The organism is Allobosea sp. P4_E12, assembly GCF_056401655.1.
The window spans coordinates 63,612-86,817 of record NZ_JBFUIY010000024.1 but is presented as its reverse complement, the minus strand read 5'-3'; the positions used below and the strand labels follow the sequence as shown (position 1 = coordinate 86,817).

Below are 23,206 nucleotides of genomic sequence, written 5' to 3'. Positions count from 1 at the left end.
ACTGCGCCTCGCTTCGAAGACGTCGGCTCAGCACCTGCAAGCCAGGATAAGTCGGACCCTGAACCCATTCAGCAGGGGCAGCCCACGAGCTCGGCAGGGCAAGCTTAGCGCACTATACGGCCACGTCACCCATGGCATTGGCACGTGCTCCGCTCTCGCAGGGCTGCAGAGCCGCGCATTCGGATGGTCGGGATGGCGAACTGGCGCAGGAGGCCAGCAGGAATGGCGCCGAGGCGCGTCGCGTAACGGCCAGGATCGGCCTTCATGGCAGAGGCCAAGCATGTCGGCTCTCCCGCTCCATTACGAATTGACGCGGTCTCCTTCTCAGTCACAATGAATTCTGCGTGGCCTTTGTCGACAACAAATGTTCGCCGACTATCAAAGCGTTGATTATTATAGATCGGCGCATCGGTATCCTGATCTACGGAAGATAAATTCTGAGTTTCCGAATTTAAGCTCTGACATCTCTAGCGGAAGCGGGAGAGTGAAATGAATAAAATTGCGATTGGATTGTCTCTGGGTGTTCTTCTTGGTTTTGGATCTGTACATATCGCGATCGCTCAGGGTTCGCAGCCGGCGCTGACCGAAACTGAGGCGCAAGCCATTGGGGTCGATGCCTATCTCTACTTCTATCCGTTGCTCTCCATGGACGTAACCCGCAAGCAATCCACGAACATCGAGGCCGGAAAAGAATTCGGAAAGGGCCCGATGAACATGTTCGTGAACGTGCCGGCGTTCCCGCCGGCCGATATGAAGGTCGTCGTCCGGGTTAATTTCGACACGCTCTATTCCATCGCCTGGCTCGATCTGACCAAGGAACCGCAGGTCGTCTCCGCGCCCGACACGGGCGGCCGTTACTATCTTCTGCCCATGCTCGACATGTGGACCGACGTCTTCGCATCGCCGGGATGGCGGACGACGGGGACGCAAGCCGGCAATTTCCTGATCACACCTCCTGGCTGGACCGGGACGGTACCAGCCGGGATGGCGCGTATCGGCGCGCCGACGCCCTATGTCTGGATCATCGGCCGGACGAAGACGGACGGTCCGCCGGATTATGAGGCCGTTCACAAGGTCCAGGCCGGCTACAAGGTTACGGCCCTGTCCGACTGGGGTAAGGCGCCGAAGCCGGTCGAGGTGAAGATCGATCCCAGCATCGACATGAAGACGCCGCCGAAGGTTCAGGTCGACACCATGCCGGCGGCTAAGTACTTCGCCTACGCCGCCGAGTTGTTGAAGCTTCATCCGCCGCATTCCACGGATCAGCCGATCATCGCTCAGATGAAGCGCATCGGCATCGTGCCGGGCGAGAGCTTCGATATCGACAAGCTCCCGCCGGCGGTAAAGAAGGGCCTCGAAGCTGCACCCGAGGCCGGGCAGAAGCTCATGGAATGGAAGATCCCGACGCTCGCCCGGGTGGCGAACCATTGGTCGATGAACACCGATACCATGGGCGTCTACGGAAACTACTATCTCAAGCGCGCTATCGTTGCGCAGGTAGGCCTGGGCGCCAATCTCCCCGAAGATGCGGTCTACCCCCTCAATCTCGGTGACGAAGCTGGCAAGCCGCTCGACGGCGCCGGCAAATACACGCTGCATTTTGAAAAGGGCGCCCTGCCACCCGTGAACGCCTTCTGGTCGGTCACGCTCTACGACCCGGAGGGATTTCAGGTCGCCAACAGTCTCGATCGCTTTGCGGTCAGCAGCTGGATGCCGTTCAAATTCAACGCCGACGGATCGCTCGACCTGTATTTCCAGAATGCCAATCCGGGCAAGGACAAGGAGGCGAACTGGCTTCCGGCGCCGAAGGGCGAGTTCAATCTGACGATGCGGCTCTACGGCCCGAAATCCGAGGTCTTGACCGGCAAATGGAACCCCCCAGCCATCACCAGGGCGCAGGGGCTTCCGGCCGTGGTGGGCCAGTAATCCCCAGGAGAGGGCACCGGAACGAACCCGCTCCGGTGCCCCGGCATGTGAAGCCCTCGGTCTCGCGGTTGCCCCGCGTGAGTGAATGGCGCGGAGGCTGCGGTCGGTCAGTCAGCCCTGGTCGCGGCGGGGCAATCCGCAAACGCCCTTCGACCGGACTGGACCCGCTAAGGCATCGGCCCGAAAAGTGGATTGCGGTTTTCGAGAAAGCCGATGCAAACACAAAGGGTTAGATCATCGAACCGGATACGATATCCGGTCCGATGATCCAGGACGTCAGTTACTCCAGACCGCAGGCTCGGCGGTGATCGAAGACGGCCATCGGCGGTGTCATTCGCGATGAGGGCATTGGACCCTTCTGGAAGCCCGAAACCCCCGCTCGGGCTGCGACAGTGATCACTGCAAGGTGTATCATCCCTCAGAAACGGGCCGGTTGCCGGCCCGAGAATGCGCTTGTGATCCCCGCCGGGGGGCTTGCCGCGTCCCAGAAGGATTTCTCAAGACATGGCAGACCCACGCACATTGGCGCAGGCGATCGTCAATACGATCCCCGAGCCATTTGCTGTGCTCGACGATCAGCTTCGTGTCCTGGCAGCCAGCAACGCCTTCTGCACCGCCTTCCGCATCGATCCTGACGAAGCGCCGGGCCGTCCGCTCTCCACTCTGGGCGACGGCCAATGGGACATCGCTGCCCTTCGCGTTCTTCTGGAACGGATCATTCCCACGCATGCCGTCATGGACGGGTTCGAGGTCGAGCATGATTGTCCCGATCTCGGCCGGCGGACCATTCTCCTGAATGCCCGGCAGATGGTCGACGAAGACGGCTCGGCCACAAGGATCCTGCTCACCTGCACCGACGTCACGGCGCGTCGGGCGGTCGAGCGGGAGAAGGAGGAGCTTCTCAGGCAAACCGAAGAGCTGCTGCGCCAGAAGGATGTCCTGCTTCAGGAAATCCAGCACCGCGTCGCCAACAGCCTCCAGATCATCGCCAGCATCCTGCTGCTGAAGGCGCGGGCTGTCTCATCGGAGGAAACCCGCCGGCATCTGAAGGATGCGCATCAACGCGTCATGTCGGTCGCCGAAGTGCAGCGGCATCTCCACACCTCCGAGGCGATCGACCAGGTCGAGGTCAACTCCTACCTCACCAAGCTTTGCGGCAGCCTCGCTTCGTCAATGGTCGGGGAGGGCCAGCCCATCACGGTCAAGGTGATGGCGGATTCAGGGGCGATCCGTTCCGATCAAGCCGTGAGCCTCGGCCTTATCGTCACCGAGCTTGTCATCAATGCCATCAAATACGCATTCCCCGTCGTCCGGGCCGATGCCATGATCCTCGTCACCTACGAGATCAACGGTGCCGACTGGAAGCTGATCGTCTCCGATAATGGCATCGGAAAGACGGCAAGCGACGCCGGCACCGGACTGGGCACGGCTATTGTGCAGGCGCTCGTCAAGCAGCTCGACGCCGTCATGGAGGCGCAGAGCGGGGCCGGGGGCATGAAGATTTCGATCACCCGGGCGAGCTTCATCTCGCGCATGCCGAGCGCGGCCTGAAACTCCCTTGAGGTCTCCCGGGCGCTGGATGCGATGAGCAGCCTATTGCCCGGACAAGCTGCGTGATCTGTCGTCGCAGACCTACCTGCTCGTCGGTTCGCCTCTGCCCTCTTCTCGCAATCCAGGCCAATATGGTGCCAGTTCGGGCAACAGGATGCCGCGCGAACGCCCTTGTCCATCGTTGCGGGAAACGCACTCCAGCCCTGTCCCTCACAAGGCGCGGGCAAGCGCCGCGAAAAAGGCGTCGTCATTGATCTCGAGGCGCTGACGGTAGCTCGGCTTCGAGCGCGCGCTCAGCACCACGACGACCAGGCGCTTCTGCGGGTTGATGTGGATGTACTGGCCATAGATGCCCTCGGCCTGGAAGGTGCCCTTGAGCGCGGGATCATCGAGGACGGGAATCCACCACATATAGCCATAGGGGATGAGGGTGTCGCCGATCGGGAAGGGCGAACCCGCTTCGCCGGTCCAGCCTTCGGGCAGCAGGGTCTCGCCGCCGATCCGCCCGCCATCGAGCACGAACTGCCCGAAACGGGCGTAATCGCGCATGGTCGCGTGCATGCCGCTGCCCGACACGGTCATTCCGTCCGGGCTCTCCGACCACCAGGTCGCGTCGGCTTCCGCGCCCATGCGCGACCACAGCCGCGTGGAGAGGTAATCGGCGAGGTTCGTGCCGGTGGCGCCTTCCATCACCGCGCTGACGAGGTAGGATTCACCGGTATTATAGGTCCAGGACTGCCCCGGCGCCGTCTCGGCGGGGAGGCCGGCCATATGCCGGGCGATGCCGCCTTTCTGCCACTGCATCTGGATGTCCAACAGCTGCCTGCGGTCGGAGGTCGGGTCGGTATAGGCCTCGCGCCAGCGGATGCCGGACGCCATGCGCAAGAGCTGCCGGATCGAGACCTGCGCATAGACGCCGCCGAGCGGGGCGTAGCGCGTCACCGGGTCGTCGAGGCTCGCGATGGCGCCCTCGCGCAGCGCGATGCCGACCAGCGTCGCGGCCACCGATTTGGCGAGCGAGCAGGAATTCCACATCGTCTGCGGGCCGATGCCCAGTGAATAGCTCTCCTGCACCACCTCGCCATCGCGCAGCACCATCAGCCCGGCGACGCGGTTGACCGAGAGATAGTCGTAGAGGTCGAAGCTCGTGCCGTGGTCCTGGATGGCGAGCGGTGGCAGGGCCTGGCCGGATCGTTTCAGCACGGACGGCGTCGATGCGCGTGCGATGGTTCGCGAAGGAAACCAGCCGCCATCGGTCGACATCGTCGCGACCATCTCGTCGGGCAGCAAGGTGCCGTCATAGAAGCGCTCGATCTGAGCGCGGGTGGAGCTGTCCATGCTCATCGCCTTATCCATTGCCCGTTCCTGGCCATGATCCCGGCCTGCCTGTCCCGCCACATCATCCCTGCCGTGTCGGCGCGCTGATGCTGATCCAGGTCGTCTTCGTCTGCAGGTACTGCCCCATGGCTTCCAGGCCCTTGTCGCGCGCCAGCGAGCCCGAGCGCTTATAGCCGCCGAACGGCGTCTTGAGATCGCCTTCGGTGAAGCCGTTGATCGCAACGGTGCCGCAGGCCAGCCGCCGGGACATGAACAGCGCCCGGTCGAGATCCCTGGTGTAGAGCGTCGCGTGCAGCCCGTAGTCGCTGTCATTCGCGACCGCCAGCGCCTCGTGCAGACCGTCGACCGGGAGCACGCCGAGCACCGGGCCGAAAATCTCCTCGCGCGCGATCGTCATCTGTGGGCTCAGGTCGCCAAAGACGGTCGGGCCAAGGAAATGCCCGGGCCGCTCCTGTAGCGCTTGCGAGGATGCCAGGACGCAGCGCGCGCCCTCGCGATGCCCGGCCTCGACAAAGCCCAGCACCGTCCGGCGATGCTCGGCCGAGACCATCGGGCCGAGTTCCGTCGCCGGATCGAGCGGATCCCCGACGACCAGCGCCCGGGCGCGTTCCGTGACCAGATGGAGATATTCCTCCTGGCGGCTGCGGTCGATGATCTGGCGCATATTGGCGGAACAGTTCTGGCCGCCATTCCAGAAGGCCGCAGTCACGGCGTTCTCGATCAGCTCCGGCGAAAGTTCGGCATCATCGAGCACGATGAAGGGGCTCTTGCCGCCCATTTCGAGGCCGATCGATTTCAGGTTGCTTTCTGCGGCATAGCGCAGGAACAGCCGGCCGACCTGCGTCGAGCCGGTAAAGGAGACGGCGTCGATATCGTTGTGCAGGCCGATCGCCCGGCCGGTGGTCTCGCCGAGACCGGGCAGGACGTTGAGCACGCCGGCGGGAAGACCGGCATCAGTCGCCAGCTCCGCCAGCCGCAGCAGCGACAGCGCGGTCTGCTCGGCCGGCTTGACGACGACGGAGCAGCCGCTGGCCAGCGCCGGCGCCAGTTTCCAGGCCGCCATCAGCAGCGGGAAATTCCAGGGCAGGACGGCACCGACGACGCCGATCGGCTCGCGCGTGATCAGGGCACAGGCGTCTTCGCCGGTGGGCGCGACCCTGCCAAAGCTCTTGTCGATCAGCTCGGCATACCATTGGAAGGTGGCGGGAACCTCGATCGCGATCTCCTTCAGGCAGTCCCTGATCGGCTTGCCGCTGTCGAGGCTTTCCAGCACAGCGAGTTCGGTCGCGTTGCTGCGGATCAGCTCGGCGAGCCTGAGCAGCACCGCCTTGCGCAGCTCGGGCGTGGCGCGCGACCAGGAGCCATCGCGAAAGGAGCGCCGCGCGGCGGCCACGGCCCGGTCGACATCGGCAGGTCCGCAATGCGCGATCGTGGTCAGCACCTCGCCCGTCGCCGGGTTGACGGTTTCGAGGAGCTTTCCGTCGGCCGGGCCGGCGCGCGCGCCGTCGATGAAGGCCCCGGCGGGCAGCGCCAGGCTGCCGGCGATGGCCCGGTAATGGGCCGCGGTCTCAAAATTCATGACGACATCCCGGATGAGGCTCAGAGGGGGGCGTGCGGGCGCGAATAGGTGCCGCGCGCGAAACGGTCGAAGCGCAGCGGCGCGAGGATCGCGGCCGGAGCGTCACCGCTGGCGAGGCTGGCGACATGGCGTCCGACGGCCGGGCCGAGGCCGAAGCCGTGCCCGGAGAAGCCAGTCGCGACGATCAACCCGGCGATCTCCGAGGGGCTGTCCAGGACCGGCAGCGCGTCCGGCATCACGTCGATCTGGCCGGCCCAGGATTTCACGATCTCGATGCCGTCCGCTCCGGCGAAGAGCTGCCTGACGCTCTCGCCGGTCCTGGCCGCCCGCGCCTCATTGGCCGGGATGCGCGGACGCCGGCGCGCCACCGGCCGCTCGCGCTTCGGCACGGATAGGCGCTCATGCAGATCGTCGAGGAGCGGCCGCCCGAGCCTGAAGGCGAAGCCGCTGCGGTAGCGCAGCAGCTCGGGCAGGAAAAAGCGCGAGGCTCGGAATGAATCGAGGGAGAGATCGATATCCGAGCTTGAATCGGCCGCGATGATGCAAGAGCCGTCGGCGCGCTGCCGCAGCCCGATGCCGAAGCCGCAGAAACAGGCGTCGCTGAGCGGCGGCAGCGGGGCGGTGAGCGAGACCGTGCTGCGCACGCCCTGCTGTGGCAGGACGAGGCCGAGCGGGGCGAGCAGGCGGTGGCTTTGCAGGCCAGCCGCGCAGACCACGGTGCCGCAGCGGATCAGGCCATGCTCGGTGACGACGCCGCTGACCCGGCCGCCGGAGACCTCGATGGCGAGCGCCCCGCAATCGTCGAGCACGCGGACGCCGCGCCGCATCGCCGCCCGGGCGAAGGCCGTGGTCGCGAGCGCGGGCTCGGCCTGTCCGTCCGAGGGGGTGTGCAGCGCGCCGGGCGCCTGGCCGCGCAGCGACGGCATCAGGCTCGCGAGCTGTGGGCCAGACAGCATCCGGGCATCGACGGCGATGTCGCGCGTGACATCGTGCCAATGCGCGAAACTCTGGAGCTCCGCGTCGGTCTCCGCCACGAAGATGCAGCCGGTCCGGCGCCAGCCGATCGGCTGGCCGAGTTCCTGTTCCAGCTCCGGCCAGATCCTGAGCGCCTCGATCGCCAGCGGCAATTCGAGCGGATCGCGATACTGCGTCCGCACGAAACCCCAGTTGCGGCCCGATTGCTGGGACGAGACCTTGTCCCGCTCGATCAGGATGGTGCTGAGCCCGGCGCCGGCGAGATAATAGGCCGATGCCGCCCCCATGATGCCGCCGCCGATGACGACGACATCGGCCTGGCGCGGCAGCGCGACCGGTTCGGCGCCGAGCTGCGCGACGACATCGTCGGGGGCGTGCGGGAACAGGCTAAGCGCGGACATCGAGGATGGCATCCATGTCCATCTCGACGAGGATCTCCGGATCGAACAGCCCGGCCTCGACCGTCGTGCAGGCAGGGTTCACGCCCCGGAAAGTCTCGGCGAAGACGGCCATGATCTCTTCGTAGTGAGCGGCCTGGGACAGATACATCCGCACCCGCACGACATCGGAAAGCGTCGCGCCGGCCTGGGAGAAGGCGGCCGAGGCATTGCGGAAGAGCTGCAGGGTCTGCTCGCGGGCGCCCTTTGCCAGCGTGCTCGAGGCATAGTCATAGCCCGTGGTGCCCGACAGCATGACATGGGGCCCGACGACCACGGCCCGGCTGTAGCTATAGGTCTGTTCGAATTCGCTGCCCGAGGAAATCAGGCGCCGGCCGCCCGTTGATGGTCTGGTGTCGCTCATGATCGCTTTCGCATGACGTTGCCTTGCGCCAAGAGGGAGCGCGGCGACGGGCGCCTTGTCGATTTCAATTATTGGAGGCGGAGGGCCAGAAATTCGGTCCGGGAATTTGGGGCGGGAAAGCGGGCGAGGGCGGTCCCAGTTTTTCAGCCCTCGACCTCCAATTATTGAAATCGACAAGGCGCCTGTCCCGGTGCCCTCCTTCAGATCAGCGCAACCGGTCGTCGGTTGCCGGGCAGCAGTGCAGGGAAGCGTTCGGCCGATGCAGGTTGACGTCATCATCATCGGCGGCGGGATAGCGGGCGCGTCAGCGGCCTATTTCCTCTCCGCCCATGGCTCGGTCGCCGTGATCGAGCGTGAGGAGCATTTCAGCTATCACAGCTCCGGCCGCACCGCGGCCCAGTTCACGGTCGGGATCAGCGCCGCGACCATGCGCAAGATGGCGCAGGCGAGCCGCGCCTTCCTGGAGACGCCGCCCGAGGGCTTCACCGATCACCCGATCATGACGCCGCGCGGCTGCCTGACGGTTGCGAAGGCGGGGCAGGAGGCGGCGCTCATCCGCCTGCGCGACAATCTCCACTCCGTCGGCGCCCGTGCCGAGTATCTCGGCGGTCGTGCCGCGCTCGCCCATTTCCCGGCGCTGGTCGCCGACAAGGTCGATGCGGGGGTCTATGAACCCGATGCGATGGATATCGACGTCAATGCGCTGCTGCAGGGCTATCTGCGCGGCGCGAAGGGCAATGGCGCCTCGCTCCTGACCAAGGCCGATGTGCAGTCGATCCGCCGGGAGGGCGAGTTCTGGAGCGTGCGCCTGGGCGATCGCGAGCTGCGCGCCCCGCTGCTGCTCAACGCGGCCGGCGCCTGGGTCGACGAGGTAACGCGGCTGGCGGGGCTTGTCGCGCTGGGCGTCGTGCCGCACCGGCGGACCGCCTTCACTTTTGCGCTGCAGCCCGGCTTCGACACGCGCGACTGGCCGCATGTCAGCAATGTCGGCTACGGCTGGTATGTGAAGCCGGAAACCGGCTGCCTGATGGGAAGCCTGGCCGACGCGGTGCCGACCGAGCCGGGCGATGTCTATCCCGACGACATGGATGTCGCGCAGGCGATCGAGATTATCGAGCAGGATACGCTTTTGCGGGTCGGCCGGCCGCTCAGCCAATGGGCGGGCCTGCGCAGCTTCGTCGCCGACAAGAACCCGGTGGCCGGCACGCGGCCGGACGCGCCGGGCTTCTACTGGCTGGCGGGGCAGGGCGGCTGCGGCATCCTGACCTCTCCGGCCATGGGGCAGGCGATCGCCGCGATCATGGCCGGAAGCAGCCTGCCGGCGAACCTCAGCGAACTCGGCCTCACCGCCGCGGATCTTTCACCGATGCGGGACGGGCTGCAACGAGCGGCCTAGAGCGTGCTGCGAAAAGTGGCGACGGTTTCTCACGAGAAAGCCGCTCTAAGATATTGGATTTTATCACGTATTCAGCGTTTGACGACCTTTCCTGACCGCAGAAGACGTAATCCAGGCCTATGCCGGCACGAGCCGGCCATCATTCGAGGCTGAACACAGCCCGTGCCGATAAAAGGGGATAGAAGCGATGATCGATAGCAAGGCAGGCAGCGGCGCCAGTCGCCGCGAACTTCTGGGCCTTGGCCTCGGCGCCGGAGCAGCCTCGCTGCTCGGCGGACTCAACGCGGCCCAGGCGCAGTCCCGCCCCTTGGTGCCGCCGCAAAAGCCGCGCGGCCAGGTGATTGCGGGGATTTCGCAGGAACCGACCGTCTTCAATCCGCTGATGCCGGGCAGCGAGGTCGACCAGGGCGTCTGGTGGCAGCTTTTCAACCCGCTCTGGTCGATCGATCCCCAGGGCCGTCTCGTCGCCGATCTCGCGACCGAGGTTCCGAGCGTCGGCAATGGCGGGCTTTCCGCCGACGGGCTGGTCTGGAAGATCAAGCTGCGCCGGGACGTGAAATGGCATGACGGGACGCCGTTCACCGCCGAGGACGTCAAATACACGCTCGACCTGATCAATACCCCCGGCTTCAGGGTCCGCAACCGCGTCGGCCACAGTCTCGTCAGGGATATCGTCGTCGTTGCGCCCGACGAGATCCACTGGCGCATGGAAAGCGCCTATTCGCCCTATCTCTCGATCCTGGCGCTGACCTTCATCGTGCCCAGGCACATACTGGAAAAGGCGCAGGATCCGAACACGGCGCCGTTCAACAGCGCGCCCGTCGGCACCGGCGCCTTCCGCTGGGGCGAGCGCGTCGCCGGCGACCACCTGCTGCTCCAGGCCAACACGGCCCACCACGGCGAGGGGCCTTATCTCGAGCGCGTCGTCTTCAAATACATCCCCGACCTGACGATGCTCTACACCCAGTTCCGGACCGGGCAGATCGACTATCTCGGGCTCAGCGGCATCTCCGCCCATTTCGTCAAGGAGGCGCAGGGCTTGCGCGGCCGCAAGCTCTCGCTGTCGCCGACCGCCTTCATCGAGCATATCGCGCTGAATCTCGAATTCGCGCCCTTTGCCGACAAGGCGGTCCGGGAAGCGCTTTATCTCGGCATGAACAAGCAGGCGCGGATCGAGGCCCTGTATTACGGCCTTCCCGTTCCGACCGAGTCCTTCCTGCCGCAGCAATCCTGGGCCTATGATTCAAGCCTGCCGGCGCAACGCCATGATCCCGCCAAAGCCAATGCGCTGCTCGATGCCGCCGGCTGGGCCCGCGGCTCCGACGGCATCCGCCAGAAGAACGGCATGCGTCTCGAATTCGCCAACTCGACCACGGTCGGCAATCCCGGCCGCGAACAGTCGCAGCAGCTGCTGATGCAGGATTGGCGGGCGCTCGGCGTCGCCATGCGCATCAACAACATGCCGGGCGCGGTGATCTGGGGCGAGTTCTGGCAGAAGTCGAAATTCGAATCCGTGATGGTCGGGTCCAATTTCATGCTCGGCAACGACCCGGACGTGACGCCGCGCTTCAGCAGCAAGGCGATCCCGGCCAAGGCCGGCAGCGGCCTGAACACCTATCAGTACCAGAACCCCGAGATCGACCGGCTGCTGGCTGAGGGCGCGAGCCAGTTCGACCAGGCGCAGCGCAAGGCGACCTATGGCAAGATCCAGAAGATCATCCGCCACGATCTCGTGTTGCTGCCGATCTACCAGACGGTGATGGCCGAAGGCATCAAGGATGGGCTGCAGGGCTTCGCCGCCAATATCAACTGCTCGTCGAATTGCTGGAACATGCGCAGCTGGTTCTGGGCTTCGTGAGCGGGCGCAGATGATCCCCTTTCTCCTGAGGCGGCTCTGGCAGTCCCTCATCCTGCTGGCCATCGTCTCGATGATCGGCTTTGCGATCCTCTATCTGGCGCCGGGCGGGCCGATGTCGCAATTCGCCCAGTCGGCCCAGATGTCGCAGGAGGATCTCGACCGCATCGCCCGCCAGCTCGGGCTCGATCGGCCCTTGCCGGTGCAGTACTGGGACTGGCTGCTGCGCATGCTGAGCGGCGACTGGGGCCGCTCCTTCCGCGACAACAGCCCGGTCTGGAGCGTCATCGGCTCGCATCTGCGCGCCACCTTCGAGCTGATGGCGGTCTCGACGCTGATCGCCATCGCGCTCGGCTGCTGGATCGGCATCCTGGGCGCGATCCGGCGCTATTCGATCTTCGACATGGTGGCGACGGTGGGCGCGATGGTGGCGCTCTCGATCCCGACCTTCTGGTTCGGGCTGATCGCCATCTATCTGTTCTCGGTCCAGCTCGGCTGGCTGCCCGCCGGCAATCGCCAGACTATCGGCGACGGCTCCTTCCTCGATGTCGCGCATCACCTCATCGCGCCGGCGCTCGTGCTGGCGCTGGTCGAGACCGCGATCTGGGCCCGCTTCATGCGCTCGGCCATGCTCGACGTGATCGGCCAGGACTATATCCGCACCGCCCGCGCCAAGGGGCTGCCGGAGCAGGCGGTGCTGCGCGGCCATGCGATGCGCAATGCGCTGCTGCCGCTCATCACCCTTGCCGGCCTGCAGTTCCCGACGCTGCTCGGTGGCGCGCTGGTGACCGAGACCGTCTTCACCTGGCCGGGAATGGGGCGGCTCTTCCTCGATTCCGTGGAATACCGCGACTATCCCGTGGTCATGGGCATCCTGATGTTCTCGGCCGTGATGGTCCTGCTCGGGTCGCTGCTGGCCGACATGCTCTACGCGGTGGCTGATCCGCGCATCCGGATGGGGTGAGCCATGACCGACGCAGCAGGCCTGATCGACCTGGCCGACACCCGCGCGGGAAGCGAGCACAAGAGCGCCTGGTCCCGCTTCAGGCGCCACAGGCTGGCGATGGCGGGGGCAGCCACCATCGCGATCCTGGTGCTAGGCTCCTTCCTTGGGCCCTATCTCCTGCCCTTCGACGACACCCATATCGATGTGATGCATCGTTTCGCGCCGCCGCTGTCCGGCGCCCATGTCCTCGGCACCGATGAACTCGGCCGCGACATCCTCGCCCGGCTGATGATGGGCGGGCGGATCTCGCTCGCGATCGGCTTCACCGCCATGGCGATCGCGATCGCGGCCGGGACCGGGGTCGGGATGATCGCGGGCTATTACGGCGGCATCATCGGCTCGCTCCTGATGCGCTTCGTCGATGCGATCCTGTGCTTTCCGACGATCTTCCTGCTCCTGGCGCTGGCCGCGCTCGTCAAGCCCGGCCTGCTCTCGATGACGCTGCTGATCGCGGCGACATCCTGGATGAATGTCGCGCGCATCGTCGAGGCGCAGATCAGGGCGCTGCGCGACCAGGATTACGCGGTCGCTGCCAGGGCGATGGGGGCGTCGAGCCTGCGCATCATGTGGCGCAACCTCCTGCCCAATGCGGTCGCCTCGATCGTGGTCGCGGCGACGCTGAATGTCGCCAAGGCGATTCTGCTCGAATCCTATGTCAGCTTTCTCGGCTACGGCATCCAGCCGCCCAACGCGAGCTGGGGCAATATGCTGAACAACGCGCAGATCTACCTGTCGAGCGCGCCCTGGCTTGCCATCATGCCCGGTCTCGCCATTACACTGGCCGTCACCAGCTTCAATTTCGTTGGTGATGGCCTGAGGGATGCCCTCGACCCGCGCATGGAGATCAGCTGAAGACATCGCCCGGGCGAGGTGACGCCCTCTGGCGCGGCCGGCAACGGCCGGCTTCCGCGACATGAACAGGCAGGAGATCGCTTTGACCCGCAGGCTCCCCTCATTGAATGCGCTGCGCTGCTTCGAGATCGTGGCAGCCGAGCTCAGCATCAAGAAGGCCGCGCTTGCCCTGCATGTCAGCGAGAGCGCGGTCAGCCGCCAGGTCCGCATCCTGGAGGAGCAGCTCGGCGCCCAGCTCTTCCTGCGCAATCACAATGGCCTGGAGATCACCGATGCGGGCCAGCGCCTCGCGGTCAGCGTCAAGGAGGCGTTCGACCATATCGCCAATGCGGTGAATCCGTTCCAGAACGACCGCGAAGCCGTGACCATCAAGGTGCTGCCGACCTTCGCACTGCGCTGGCTGCTGCCGCGGCTGCGCTCCTTCCAGGAACGGCACCCGCTGATCAAGGTGAATGTCCAGACGCGCCTGAACGACATGACGCTGAACGACACCGATGCCGATCTCGGCATTCGCTATGGCGTCGGCAACTGGCCGCGCGACTACACGACCGAGCTCTATGCCGAATGGATTTTGCCGGTCTGCGCGCCGGGCTATCTCGCCGGGCGCCAGGCCAGCGAGACTGACCTCGCCCAGGCGACGCTGCTCCACCCCTTGCCGGATCGGCAGGACTGGGCGACCTGGACGGAGAAATCGGGGACGAATCTCGATCCGCGCAGCGGCCTCGATTTCGACGCCCTCGACATGGCGCTCAGCGCCGCCGAAGCCGGGCTCGGGGTCGCCATGACCGATGTCGTGCTGGCCCATGAGGCGATCCAGGCCGGCAGGCTGGTTGTGCCGCTGCGCAAGGCAGTGCCGACTGGCGCCTCCTATTACCTCGTCCGCCCACCGGACATGCGGCGCCGGCGCGAGGTCAAGCTGGTCGACGAATGGATCTGCGACGAGATCTCGTCGGCGCGCGATCTCGTCCGCCTCTACGCGGCCTGACGCAGCTGCCCTCCCGCCGGCCGGCGGGCTGCCTCTGATTATGTCCGGGCGGCCTGCAAAAATTGAAATCGACTGGCCCCGGGAATCCGTTGCGAGTGCCCGGCCGGCGCGAGCCAGGGCCTGCGGCGGTGTGCATGATCCGTTTTGGGCGGAAATGGGCTCGCGCCAAGTGGTTGTTTGGTCAGATTTATTTCCAAATATCGAAGTTATTTTTGAATTAGTCGAAAGTAATAATCGAAACTGCGAATAATGTTTGAAATGTATGTTTGAACATCGTTCCCGTGTTGTTGACGTGAATAAGGATTGATCGATACGAAGTCCCATGAATCACGCCGCTATTGTTCGATGCGGCATGTTTTTCAATTTTCATGAGGGCGTTATGAAGCTTCGAAGCGATCCAATGGTGAGCCGCGTTGTCCCGGCGCTGCTGGGCATGGGGATGTTCGGCCTGGGCGCAACGGGCGCCCTGGCTCAGGACGCCGCGCCGACGCGCGTGCAGCTCGACGAGATCGTCGTGGACGGGCAGGGCACGAAGAGCGAGGTCCCGCCCCCCTTTGCCGGCGGACAGGTGGCTGAAGGGGCCAGGCTCGGCCTGCTCGGCAATACGCAGACCCTGAAATCCCCGTTCAACATGACGAGCTACACGGCGGCCCTGATCCGGAACCTGCAGGCGGCGACGGTCGCCGATGCGCTGATCCTCGATCCCTCGGTGCGCAGTTCGCACCCGTCGGGCGGTATCGTGGATTCCTTCAACATCCGCGGCTTTCCGATCTCGGAAGGCAATAATGGCGAGATCGCCTTTGACGGCGTCTTCGGCGTTGCCCCTAACTATCGCGTGTTCACCGATTATGCCGAGCGGATCGAGGTCCTGAGGGGGCCCGCGGCGGCTCTCGGCGGCATCGCCCCGAATGGCGGTATCGGTGGCATCATCAACATCGTGCCGAAGCGGGCGGAGGGCGATCTCACCCGGATCGGCGCGGAGTTTGCGTCAAAAGCCTATGGCGGCGCCACATTCGACGTCGCGCGGCGCTATGGCGCGGGCCGCGAGTTCGGTGTCCGGGTCAATGGCAGCTTGCGCGGCGGCGATACCGCGGTCGACCGGCAGTATAACGGCACGGGCATCGGCTCGCTCGCGCTCGACTACCAGGGCGAGCGCTTCCGCAGCTGGCTCTATGTTCTGGCGCAGCGCGATTACTGGGACGCGCCCACGCGACCCTTCCTGGCCAGCCCCGGCGTTGCGGTGCCGGCGGCCCCGAGCGGGCGTCGCAACGTGATCCAGCCCTGGGAGCATTCACGGATTGACGACGGCTCGGTGCTGTTGAAGAACGAGTACGATCTCACTGATAACGTAACATTATTCGCCAATGTCGGGGGCTCGCAGTCCCATGTCGACCGGTTCTTCGCCAACGCGTCCTTGCCGACGATCCTGAACGGCCGGGGCGGTGTCACCTACACCCCGCAATATCTCGATCTGGCGATCGGCCGGCAGACCTATGATGGCGGCCTCCGGGCCCGCTTCGAGACGGGCTTCATCAAGCATGAGCTGACCTTCCAGGCGTCCTATTATCACGACGAGATCGAACGGGCATTGACCGCCGGCCGAGCCGTGAGCTCGAACATCTACGCTCCCGTCCTGACCCAGCCGCAATATGCGACCCGCGTGCCCCGCGCGCGAACCTCCGACAGCGATCTCACGAGCGTTGCGCTGGCCGATACGATGTCCATCCTGGACGAGCGCGTCCTGCTGACGCTGGGGGTGCGCCGCCAATCGGTGGAGACGAACAATTACTCGACCACGACCGGCGCCGTGACCTCGTCCTATGACGAGCAGGCCACGACGCCGGTGGTCGGCGTCGTGCTGCGTCCGCTGAGCAATGTCTCGCTCTATGCGAATTATGTCGAAGGGCTGAGCCGCGGCGATGTCGCACCGACCAATGCGACCAATGCCGGCGAGGCCTTCGCGCCCTATCGGGCAAAGCAGTACGAGGCGGGCGTGAAGGCGCAGTTCGGCACGTTCGGCGCCGGCATCAGCGCGTTCCAGATCACCAAGCCGAGTGCCGAGCTGAGCAGCAGCGGAGTCTTTTCGGTGAGCGGGGAGCAGCGCGTGCGCGGTCTCGAACTCAATGTTTACGGGGAAATCACCCCCGAGATTCGCCTGCTTGGCGGCGCCACCCTGCTGGATGGAGAGCTGACGAAGACGGCGCTCGCGGCCAATCTCGGCAACCGGCCGATCGGCGTTCCCTCGATGCAGCTCAATCTCGGCGCCGAATGGGATCTGCCCTGGGTGAAGGGGCTGACCTTGACGGGCGCGCTGATCCACACCGGCAAGCAGTTCATCAACACGGCCAACACCCAGTCGCTGCCCGACTGGACAAGGGTCGATCTCGGCGCGCGCTACGCAACCGAGATCGCCGGGCGCAAGACGATCTTCCGCGCCACCGTCCAGAACGTCGCCGACACCAAATACTGGTCGAGCGTCGCCTCGTTCGGGACGTTCTATGCGGGCGCGCCGCGCACCTTCCGGCTCTCGATGTCGGTCGACCTGTAATGGCGGCTCGCGGCGGAACCGATCGGCGCCCCGGCATTGGCGCATGCAGGCAGGGGCTCAGGGCGCTCCTGCACGGCCTCGCCCTGGTGCTTGCGGTGATCACGAGTGCCGTGCCGGCATGGGCCGAGCAGGTCTCCGTGACCGATGTGCTCGGGCGCGTCGTCACGGTAAGTGTTCCGGTCCAGCGCGTGATCATGGGCGAGGGGCGGCAGATCCACGCCGTCGCTGCCCTTGACCGGGAGGCGCCGTTCCGCCGCATCGTCGCCTGGCGCGACGATCTCCAAAAGGCCGATCCGGACAGCTACCGCGCCTATCTCGAGCGCTATCCCACTATCGCGGCGCTGCCGGCGCTCGGGGCCATGAACGAGGGCAATCTCGATATCGAGACGGTGATCGCCCTGAAGCCGGATGTGCTGTTCCTCAATGTCGAGGCCCAGATCGCGAGCGCGGAGACGAAGCTCGTCGAAAAGCTCGCTTCCGTCGGCATTCCCGTCGTCTATGTCGATTTCCGCCATGCGCCCTTCGCGAACACGGAGCCGTCGATCAGGCTGATGGGGCGGCTGTTCGGCCGCTCGGAGGTCGCCGAAGAGCTCATCGCCTTTCGCTCTCGCGAGATCTCCCGCGTCACCGATCGCCTGGCCGGGGTGGCCGATCTCAGGCGGCCGCTCGTCATGGTCGACCGGATACCCGGCTATTCCGACGATTGCTGCATGACCTTCGGGCCGGAGAATTTCGGCAGAATGGTCGAGGTCGCCGGTGGGCGGAATCTCGGCAGCCTCCTGCTGCCCAGCACCTTCGGCACGGTGAATCCTGAGACGATCATCGCGATGAATCCCGATGTGGTGATCGCGACCGGCGGCAACTGGGGCGCGCTGGCGCCGGGCGGCGCCTGGGTCGGGCTCGGACCGGGGGGCGATCTCGCGGAGGCGAAGCGGAAACTCGCCAATCGCGAAGCGCCCGGCCTTCGCCCATACGGCTGCCGTGAAGAGCGGGCGCGTCCACGCGATCTGGCATCAGTTCTACAACAATCCCTATCAGTTCGTGGCGATCCAGAGGATCGCCCGCTGGCTCCATCCCGATCTGTTCCCGGATCTCGATCCTGAGGCCACGCTGCGGGAGCTGCACGAGCGCTTCCTGCCGCTGCCCTATCAGCCCGGCTACTGGGTCGAGCTTGGCGGGGAGAGAGGAGCCGGCCGGCCCGCGCCCTGATTGCCGGCGGCCGGCTCGCGCGCTTCGGCTCCGGCGTAGAGCCGGCATCCAAAAAAAGAGGGGCCGCTGGGGCGGCCCCTGCCTCCGAGAGGTGCCTGCCTCTCAGCTGTGATGGCGCCGCATCGCCGGTGCGTAATACTGATGCTCGCGCAGCTCCTTCATGTGCTCATGATAGGCGCGATACTGCTGCTGCTCCTGCAGGGCGAGCGGGTTCTCATACTGCTCGTGGATGATGCTTTCCGGGCCGAACTCGTAGGCCTGCGCCGTGTTGGCCATCCCGAACAGCGCGAGAAGGCCTCCGACAAGGGCAATGCTGTAAGTGATCATGACTGATCTCCTGCGTTCCAAAGCACGAGGCCGGGTTGAAATCCGACTTCGTATCCATATTACCGTCGCGAAGCTGAAATGTTCATGCAAATAACCGTGATCTGATTTCCTGCGAAATTCATCAAATACGCAAATTGCCGCCTCAATGTGAGATTCAATCTTGAATTAAATCTCTATGACCAGAGCATTAACAAATGTTAACTTGGTGATGACAAGACTTCGGCATTGCGTGTCTTTGCTGGAAAACCTCTCGTCGAGTGAAATAAAACTGACGAGAGCGGCAAACCAGGCACGCGTTCTGCGAGTGGAGCTTGCGACAAGCGGCCCGGAGATGTCTTCCCCAAGTTGCACGAGAGGGCCGGCACGACAGTAGAGGCGGCAAGGAACGACCATGCTTCGCAGTCGCGAAAGATTTCGCGCTGCGGCGCACTGAAGATAAACTGAAGCGACAGGGCGCATGGAGGCGATGGAGCTGCGACCCACCTATTGCGTCAATGACGTCCAGACCGACATCGCCGTAACGGTCAGGCCAACGATCGAATAGAGCAATGATCCGGATAGCTCCTTCAAGCTCGCCGCGAGCGAACTATGATCGGGATGTCCACCCTCCATTCGTTTGACGAGGGTTCGCATCGCGACAAACGCGCCAGCGAAGAAGAAGCTTGCTGCGCCGATGTGTTGAATGGCCTCCATGTCTTGAAACAAGTCTGGGAATCGCACGCTGAGGGCCGCAATCAGGATGCCCAAAAGGAAACTCACCGAACCAACGGCCTTTGCCACCCTGGAAAAACTCAATTCCATCTCCTTGTATTGCAGTGCCGGAGACGTAGCGCAGGACTGTAAACAAAGCTGCTCGGCGGCTCCGACGAGACCTCCGCCAAAGGTGGGACAGATCGCGACGGACCGAGAGAGTTCTGGGGGCTGGCCGTTTCCATGTGCGGCAGGAGCAATGGCGCGCCCGATCCTTCCACGCCGCGGTGGTCGATGCTGCGACCGAGGGCTCTGCAGCGGGAATGGCTCTGCCGGCACTCAACTCCGTCCCGGCGAGGCGCTCACGTCTGCGTGACGGTGTAACCAAATCGCCCCGCCGCGCGATCTCTCCCCCAAAGCCGCCTGGGGCGGCTGCGCCGGAGAGACGAGATGCACCACGAAACGATGCCACCGGTCCGCAGCACGGGGCTGGTCCATGACGATCTCGGCACTGGCGCTGCCGGGCGCGCGCTCGTCCCGAGCGGCGAGAGGGACGGGAGGCGCGCCATGCTCGACAGGCGCAGCTTCCTCCTGCTCGCTGGCGCGGTGCTCGCAGCATCGGGTGCCCGGGCCGATATGCCCCGCCCGGTCAACACGCTGGGCTCACCAGGCGGGGTCGCGATCCGTGGCTACGATCCCGTCGCCTATTTCCGCGATGGCGGCCCGAAGCGGGGCAAGCCGGAATTCTCCGTCGTCCTTCACGGCGCCACCTGGCGCTTCGCCAGCGCCGAGCACAAGGCGCTGTTCGAAGCCGATCCGGCGCGCTACCTGCCGGCCTATGGCGGCTTCTGCGCCTATGGCACCTCGCGTGGCTATCTCGTGAAGATCGAGCCGGACGCCTGGTCCATCGTCGATGGCACGCTCTACCTCAACTACGATCGCGATGTCCGGAAGACCTGGCTCGGCGATCCGGCAGGGTTTATCGCCAAGGCCGACCGCCATTGGCCGCAATTGAACGCGGCGCATATCCAGTAGGAGACGCGGGTGCTGCGTAGCCTCAGGCCTTCGCGCGCCAGAAAACAGGTGGAGGGGGCAGGGTTGCCGCGCCCGTCACCGCCCCTGCGCGAATGCATCGAGCGCGAGGCGCATCTGCTCATAGCATTGCGGCCCGCCATGCCCTTCGGCCTCGACGATGACCAGGCGGCTGGCCGGCCAGCGCTGGTGCAGATTCCAGGGGGTGATCGCGGGTCCGCTGACATCGCGACGGCCATGGATCAGAACGGCGGGAATATCGGCGATCTCGGCGATACGGCGCAGGATCTCCTGCCCATTCCGCAGGAACCCGTCATGGGCCCAGTAATGCGTGACGAGCGTCGCAAACGCCAGGCCGCGTTCGTCGTCGGGCGGTTGGCTCGGCGGCTCCCAGCTCGGATCGAGCGAGATATGGGTCGCCTCCCAGGCGTTCCAGGCGCGGGCTGCGCGCACGCGGTCGTGGAGATCGCCCGCGGCCAGCCGCCTGGCATAGGCTTCGACGACACGCTCGCCGGGGCGCCGGCCGGAATCCCGCTCGAAACGTTGCCCGGCTTCGGGGAACAGACGCCCGACGCCTTCGGTGATCCAGTCGACCTCTTCGCGGCTGGTCGTGGTGACGGCAACGAGCACCAGTTCGGAGACCCTGCCGGGATGCGCCTGCGCATAGGCCAGCGCCAGCGTCGAGCCCCAGGAGACGCCCGAGACGAGCCAGGACGCGATACTGAGATGTGTCCTGACGGCCTCGATATCCCCGATCAGCGCCTGCGTCGTATTTCGGTGCAATTCGCCGGGAGCGTCCGAGGCGAGGGGGCGGCTTCGTCCGCAGCCGCGCTGGTCGATCCCGATGATGCAGTAGCGTTCCGGGTCGAAATGGCGGCGATAGCTGCCCGAGCGGAGCCCGCTGCCCGGGCCGCCATGCAGGTACAAGGCGGGCTTGCCGTCGGGGTTGCCCGAGATTTCCCAGTAGATTTCGGTTCCATCGCCGACGGCGAGAAGCCCGGCATCGAACGGCTCGGGCAGGGGGCGGGGTTCTGCGTTCATGCCGGTGCTGTGGGGCAGCGGGGGAAGCGCCGTCAACCGGCCGATGGACCTGCTCGTCCTGGAATGCGGCCGATCGAGCCTTCCATGGTTGCATCGGCCTTCTCGAAAATCGCAATGCACATTTCGGGGCGATGCTTTAGCGAGGACATCGCCTGAAACCGGACGGCCCTCGATGACGCTCATCATCTTCGATTGCGACGGCGTGCTTGTGAACAGCGAGGAGGTCTATCTCGCTGCCGAGCTTGAGTTCCTGGCCTCGGTCGGCGTCGTCCTCGAACGCGATGTCTATACGGACACGTTCATGGGGCTGTCCCCGCCGATGTGGCAGGCAAGGCTCCAGTCGTTCATCGCGGAGCAGCGCAGCGCGCCCCTGCCATCCGATTTCTTCGTGCGGCTGGATGACCACACGACGGCACGCATAGAGGTGCATCTGGCCGCCCTTCCGGACGCCCGGCAGACCATCGATGGCATCGAGGCGCGCCGTTGCGTCGCATCGAGCACGCCGTCCGCGCGGCTGCGCTGGAAGCTGCAGCAGACCGGCCTGATCGGCCTGTTCGATCCGCATATCTTCTCCTCGGACATGGTCGCGAACGGGAAGCCCGCGCCCGACCTGTTTCTCCATGCCGCAGCCGCGATGGGCGTGCAGCCCGGTGAGTGCGTGGTTGTCGAGGACAGCGTCAACGGCGTCATGGCGGGCAAGGCCGCCGGCATGCAGGTCATCGGCTTCACCGCTGGCGCTCACTGCGCCGGCAATCATGGCGACCGTCTGGGGATGGCGGGGGCCGATCGCATCGTCGGCAGCTATGGCGATCTCGCCGCCGCATTGGACGGGTTGGCGGCATAGTGACTGCTCGGGGCCGCCCGATAGCCTTGGCCACGGCACAGGCGGTTTGTCGCGCTTTCTCCGTCGGTGGATTCCGGCCCCTGCCGAAACTAAACTGCGACAATGACCATTACGCGCCTCGACCACGTGCAACTCGCCATGCCAGCCGGCGGCGAAAGCGAGGCGCGCGCCTTCTATGCGGACATTCTCGGCATCAGCGAAGTCGCCAAGCCCGCTCATCTCGCCGGCCGGGGCGGATGCTGGTTCGAACAGGGGGCGTTGAAGGTCCATTTGGGAGTGGACGCCGATTTCAAGCCAGCCCGCAAAGCGCACCCGGCCTTCATCGTGAGCGATCTCGCAGCGCTGGTCACCACGCTGAAGGCGCGCGGCTACCACGTGGCCGAGGACCAGCCCTTGGACGGATATGACCGCATGTATGTGGACGACCCGTTCGGGAACCGCATCGAGTTGATGGAGCCGCTGTCGGCGGCGAAGCTCGGCTGAGGCTGAAAACAGCGACCCGGATGCCCTGCCTCCTGCGGTGCTCGATTGCGGCTCGGGGTCAAAATGATGCGGGGCGTGGGGATGTGTCGCTTGCGGGCGGCGCGCATCGAGGGTTCGATGCGCGGATGATGAGCGAGCAGGCCACGGCAACCGACGACAAGGCTCTGACGGAGCAGGTGGGACATGTGCTCCGCCACATCTGGGACCCGATCGGGCTCGGCGCGGAAGGGCCGGCCGATGAATATGACAGCTATGTGCCCGGCCTCATTGCGCTGGTGCGGAGCACGACGGCGTCCGAAGCCGAGATCCTGGCCCATCTCCTGCTGATCGAGAGCGAGATGATGGGGCTGGCTCCCGCGAGCGTCCCGGCGACACGGGTTGCGCGGGCGCTGCTCGGGCTACGCGATGCGTGGAGGCGAAAGCCCGATGTCCTCGTGAGCCAGGTCTTGAGCGCGGACGGGCTACATTGCCTTTGGCTGTTTCGACGTCCCGACGGCCTCTATTCCTACGAGCATGCGGCACTTCGGCACGAGGTGGACGTGAACGGCTCCTGGTCATGGTGGGCTGGGGCGGGCAAGGGGCGATCGGGACTCTTTGCCACCACAGAGGCTGCCGAGCACGATGCGCGCAGCGTGACCGACTGGATGTGCTGAGGGCGGCCATCCGCCAAGGCCGTCCAGACCGGCCGTTCCCGCTCACGCAAGCTTTGCGCAAATACCGATTGGCCTCCCGGGCGATGCGGCACTAGTGGTCTCTGCCTGACGGAAG

19 protein-coding genes and 1 pseudogene are annotated in these 23,206 nt (G+C 65.2%); 13 read left to right on the top strand and 7 right to left on the bottom strand.

Annotation, left to right across the window (positions count from 1 at the left end; genetic code table 11):
- The first annotated feature begins 489 nt into the window (after positions 1-489).
- Together AC1DW9_RS25925 and AC1DW9_RS25920 are read left to right on the top strand one after the other, a co-directional pair.
- Complete coding sequence (locus tag AC1DW9_RS25925; RefSeq protein ID WP_441492223.1) at positions 490-1,926, top strand: DUF1254 domain-containing protein; 1,437 nt, start codon at positions 490-492, stop codon at positions 1,924-1,926.
- Positions 1,927-2,430: 504 nt separating this feature from the next.
- A complete protein-coding gene (locus AC1DW9_RS25920; protein ID WP_441492224.1) occupies positions 2,431-3,477 on the top strand; it encodes a sensor histidine kinase in 1,047 nt (348 codons plus the stop codon).
- Positions 3,478-3,687: 210 nt separating this feature from the next.
- Here the strand turns inward: AC1DW9_RS25920 and AC1DW9_RS25915 are convergent, their stop codons facing one another.
- From AC1DW9_RS25915 to AC1DW9_RS25900, 4 genes are read right to left on the bottom strand one after another with little or no spacing between them, the layout of a single operon-like run.
- The gene (locus AC1DW9_RS25915) at positions 3,688-4,821 is read right to left on the bottom strand and encodes a serine hydrolase domain-containing protein (RefSeq protein ID WP_441492225.1); all 1,134 of its coding nucleotides are present in this window, start codon (positions 4,819-4,821) and stop codon (positions 3,688-3,690) included.
- 55 nt (positions 4,822-4,876) lie between these two features.
- Positions 4,877-6,394, bottom strand: a complete 1,518-nt coding sequence (locus AC1DW9_RS25910; RefSeq protein ID WP_441492226.1) for an aldehyde dehydrogenase — start codon at positions 6,392-6,394, stop codon at positions 4,877-4,879.
- A gap of 20 nt (positions 6,395-6,414) precedes the next feature.
- Entirely contained in the window at positions 6,415-7,770 is a 1,356-nt protein-coding gene (locus AC1DW9_RS25905) for an NAD(P)/FAD-dependent oxidoreductase (RefSeq protein WP_441492227.1), read from the bottom strand.
- On the bottom strand, positions 7,757-8,170 hold the full coding sequence (locus AC1DW9_RS25900) for a RidA family protein (protein ID WP_441492228.1): 414 nt from the start codon (positions 8,168-8,170) through the stop codon (positions 7,757-7,759). The genes AC1DW9_RS25905 and AC1DW9_RS25900 overlap by 14 nt, the downstream gene beginning before the upstream one ends.
- Before the next feature lie 259 nt (positions 8,171-8,429).
- Here AC1DW9_RS25900 and AC1DW9_RS25895 point away from each other — a divergent pair, with 259 nt between their 5' ends.
- The 7 genes and pseudogenes from AC1DW9_RS25895 to AC1DW9_RS25865 all read left to right on the top strand — a co-directional run bounded on the left by AC1DW9_RS25895 (position 8,430) and on the right by AC1DW9_RS25865 (position 18,021).
- On the top strand, positions 8,430-9,566 hold the full coding sequence (locus tag AC1DW9_RS25895) for an NAD(P)/FAD-dependent oxidoreductase (protein ID WP_441492229.1): 1,137 nt from the start codon (positions 8,430-8,432) through the stop codon (positions 9,564-9,566).
- Between the two features lie 187 nt (positions 9,567-9,753).
- The gene (locus AC1DW9_RS25890; RefSeq protein ID WP_476855213.1) at positions 9,754-11,424 is read left to right on the top strand and encodes a peptide ABC transporter substrate-binding protein; all 1,671 of its coding nucleotides are present in this window, start codon (positions 9,754-9,756) and stop codon (positions 11,422-11,424) included.
- Positions 11,425-11,434: 10 nt separating this feature from the next.
- On the top strand, positions 11,435-12,385 hold the full coding sequence (locus tag AC1DW9_RS25885; protein ID WP_476776914.1) for an ABC transporter permease: 951 nt from the start codon (positions 11,435-11,437) through the stop codon (positions 12,383-12,385).
- A 3-nt stretch (positions 12,386-12,388) separates the two neighbouring features.
- The gene (locus AC1DW9_RS25880; RefSeq protein ID WP_476776915.1) at positions 12,389-13,279 is read left to right on the top strand and encodes an ABC transporter permease; all 891 of its coding nucleotides are present in this window, start codon (positions 12,389-12,391) and stop codon (positions 13,277-13,279) included.
- Positions 13,280-13,361: 82 nt separating this feature from the next.
- Positions 13,362-14,264 (top strand): LysR substrate-binding domain-containing protein, encoded by a 903-nt coding sequence (locus AC1DW9_RS25875; protein ID WP_069881348.1) that lies wholly within the window; start codon positions 13,362-13,364, stop codon positions 14,262-14,264.
- 403 nt (positions 14,265-14,667) lie between these two features.
- Positions 14,668-16,812 (top strand): TonB-dependent receptor, encoded by a 2,145-nt coding sequence (locus AC1DW9_RS25870; protein ID WP_476776916.1) that lies wholly within the window; start codon positions 14,668-14,670, stop codon positions 16,810-16,812.
- A pseudogene (locus AC1DW9_RS25865) lies at positions 16,812-18,021 on the top strand (ABC transporter substrate-binding protein). Before AC1DW9_RS25870 ends, AC1DW9_RS25865 begins: the two are co-directional and overlap by 1 nt.
- Before the next feature lie 102 nt (positions 18,022-18,123).
- Here AC1DW9_RS25865 and AC1DW9_RS25860 read toward each other — a convergent pair.
- Together AC1DW9_RS25860 and AC1DW9_RS25855 are read right to left on the bottom strand one after the other, a co-directional pair.
- Complete coding sequence (locus AC1DW9_RS25860) at positions 18,124-18,348, bottom strand: hypothetical protein (RefSeq protein WP_476776917.1); 225 nt, start codon at positions 18,346-18,348, stop codon at positions 18,124-18,126.
- A 483-nt stretch (positions 18,349-18,831) separates the two neighbouring features.
- Positions 18,832-19,143: a hypothetical protein gene (locus AC1DW9_RS25855; RefSeq protein ID WP_476776918.1), complete on the bottom strand. Its 312-nt coding sequence runs from the start codon at positions 19,141-19,143 to the stop codon at positions 18,832-18,834.
- A gap of 345 nt (positions 19,144-19,488) precedes the next feature.
- On the opposite strand from AC1DW9_RS25855, the gene AC1DW9_RS25850 reads away from it, so the two are divergent.
- The gene (locus AC1DW9_RS25850; protein WP_476776919.1) at positions 19,489-20,073 is read left to right on the top strand and encodes a YHS domain-containing (seleno)protein; all 585 of its coding nucleotides are present in this window, start codon (positions 19,489-19,491) and stop codon (positions 20,071-20,073) included.
- A 75-nt stretch (positions 20,074-20,148) separates the two neighbouring features.
- On the opposite strand, the gene pip is transcribed toward AC1DW9_RS25850, so the two are convergent.
- A complete protein-coding gene (gene pip, locus AC1DW9_RS25845) occupies positions 20,149-21,111 on the bottom strand; it encodes a prolyl aminopeptidase (RefSeq protein WP_476776920.1) in 963 nt (320 codons plus the stop codon).
- A gap of 172 nt (positions 21,112-21,283) precedes the next feature.
- Here pip and AC1DW9_RS25840 point away from each other — a divergent pair, with 172 nt between their 5' ends.
- From AC1DW9_RS25840 to AC1DW9_RS25830, 3 genes are all read left to right on the top strand, one after another.
- Positions 21,284-21,955, top strand: coding sequence for an HAD family hydrolase (locus tag AC1DW9_RS25840; protein WP_476776921.1), 672 nt, complete (start codon positions 21,284-21,286; stop codon positions 21,953-21,955).
- Positions 21,956-22,057: 102 nt separating this feature from the next.
- Positions 22,058-22,438 (top strand): VOC family protein, encoded by a 381-nt coding sequence (locus AC1DW9_RS25835; protein WP_441492240.1) that lies wholly within the window; start codon positions 22,058-22,060, stop codon positions 22,436-22,438.
- A 128-nt stretch (positions 22,439-22,566) separates the two neighbouring features.
- Complete coding sequence (locus AC1DW9_RS25830) at positions 22,567-23,091, top strand: hypothetical protein (RefSeq protein WP_441506857.1); 525 nt, start codon at positions 22,567-22,569, stop codon at positions 23,089-23,091.
- The last annotated feature ends 115 nt before the right edge of the window (positions 23,092-23,206 follow it).

Coding starts and splice junctions, on each gene's coding strand:
- AC1DW9_RS25925 (WP_441492223.1), top strand. CDS start 490: ATGAATAAAATTGCGATTGGATTGTCTCTGGGTGTTCTTCTTGGTTTT.
- AC1DW9_RS25920 (WP_441492224.1), top strand. CDS start 2,431: ATGGCAGACCCACGCACATTGGCGCAGGCGATCGTCAATACGATCCCC.
- AC1DW9_RS25915 (WP_441492225.1), bottom strand. CDS start 4,821: ATGAGCATGGACAGCTCCACCCGCGCTCAGATCGAGCGCTTCTATGAC.
- AC1DW9_RS25910 (WP_441492226.1), bottom strand. CDS start 6,394: ATGAATTTTGAGACCGCGGCCCATTACCGGGCCATCGCCGGCAGCCTG.
- AC1DW9_RS25905 (WP_441492227.1), bottom strand. CDS start 7,770: ATGTCCGCGCTTAGCCTGTTCCCGCACGCCCCCGACGATGTCGTCGCG.
- AC1DW9_RS25900 (WP_441492228.1), bottom strand. CDS start 8,170: ATGAGCGACACCAGACCATCAACGGGCGGCCGGCGCCTGATTTCCTCG.
- AC1DW9_RS25895 (WP_441492229.1), top strand. CDS start 8,430: ATGCAGGTTGACGTCATCATCATCGGCGGCGGGATAGCGGGCGCGTCA.
- AC1DW9_RS25890 (WP_476855213.1), top strand. CDS start 9,754: ATGATCGATAGCAAGGCAGGCAGCGGCGCCAGTCGCCGCGAACTTCTG.
- AC1DW9_RS25885 (WP_476776914.1), top strand. CDS start 11,435: ATGATCCCCTTTCTCCTGAGGCGGCTCTGGCAGTCCCTCATCCTGCTG.
- AC1DW9_RS25880 (WP_476776915.1), top strand. CDS start 12,389: ATGACCGACGCAGCAGGCCTGATCGACCTGGCCGACACCCGCGCGGGA.
- AC1DW9_RS25860 (WP_476776917.1), bottom strand. CDS start 18,348: ATGATCACTTACAGCATTGCCCTTGTCGGAGGCCTTCTCGCGCTGTTC.
- AC1DW9_RS25850 (WP_476776919.1), top strand. CDS start 19,489: ATGCACCACGAAACGATGCCACCGGTCCGCAGCACGGGGCTGGTCCAT.
- pip (WP_476776920.1), bottom strand. CDS start 21,111: ATGAACGCAGAACCCCGCCCCCTGCCCGAGCCGTTCGATGCCGGGCTT.
- AC1DW9_RS25840 (WP_476776921.1), top strand. CDS start 21,284: ATGACGCTCATCATCTTCGATTGCGACGGCGTGCTTGTGAACAGCGAG.
- AC1DW9_RS25835 (WP_441492240.1), top strand. CDS start 22,058: ATGACCATTACGCGCCTCGACCACGTGCAACTCGCCATGCCAGCCGGC.
- AC1DW9_RS25830 (WP_441506857.1), top strand. CDS start 22,567: ATGAGCGAGCAGGCCACGGCAACCGACGACAAGGCTCTGACGGAGCAG.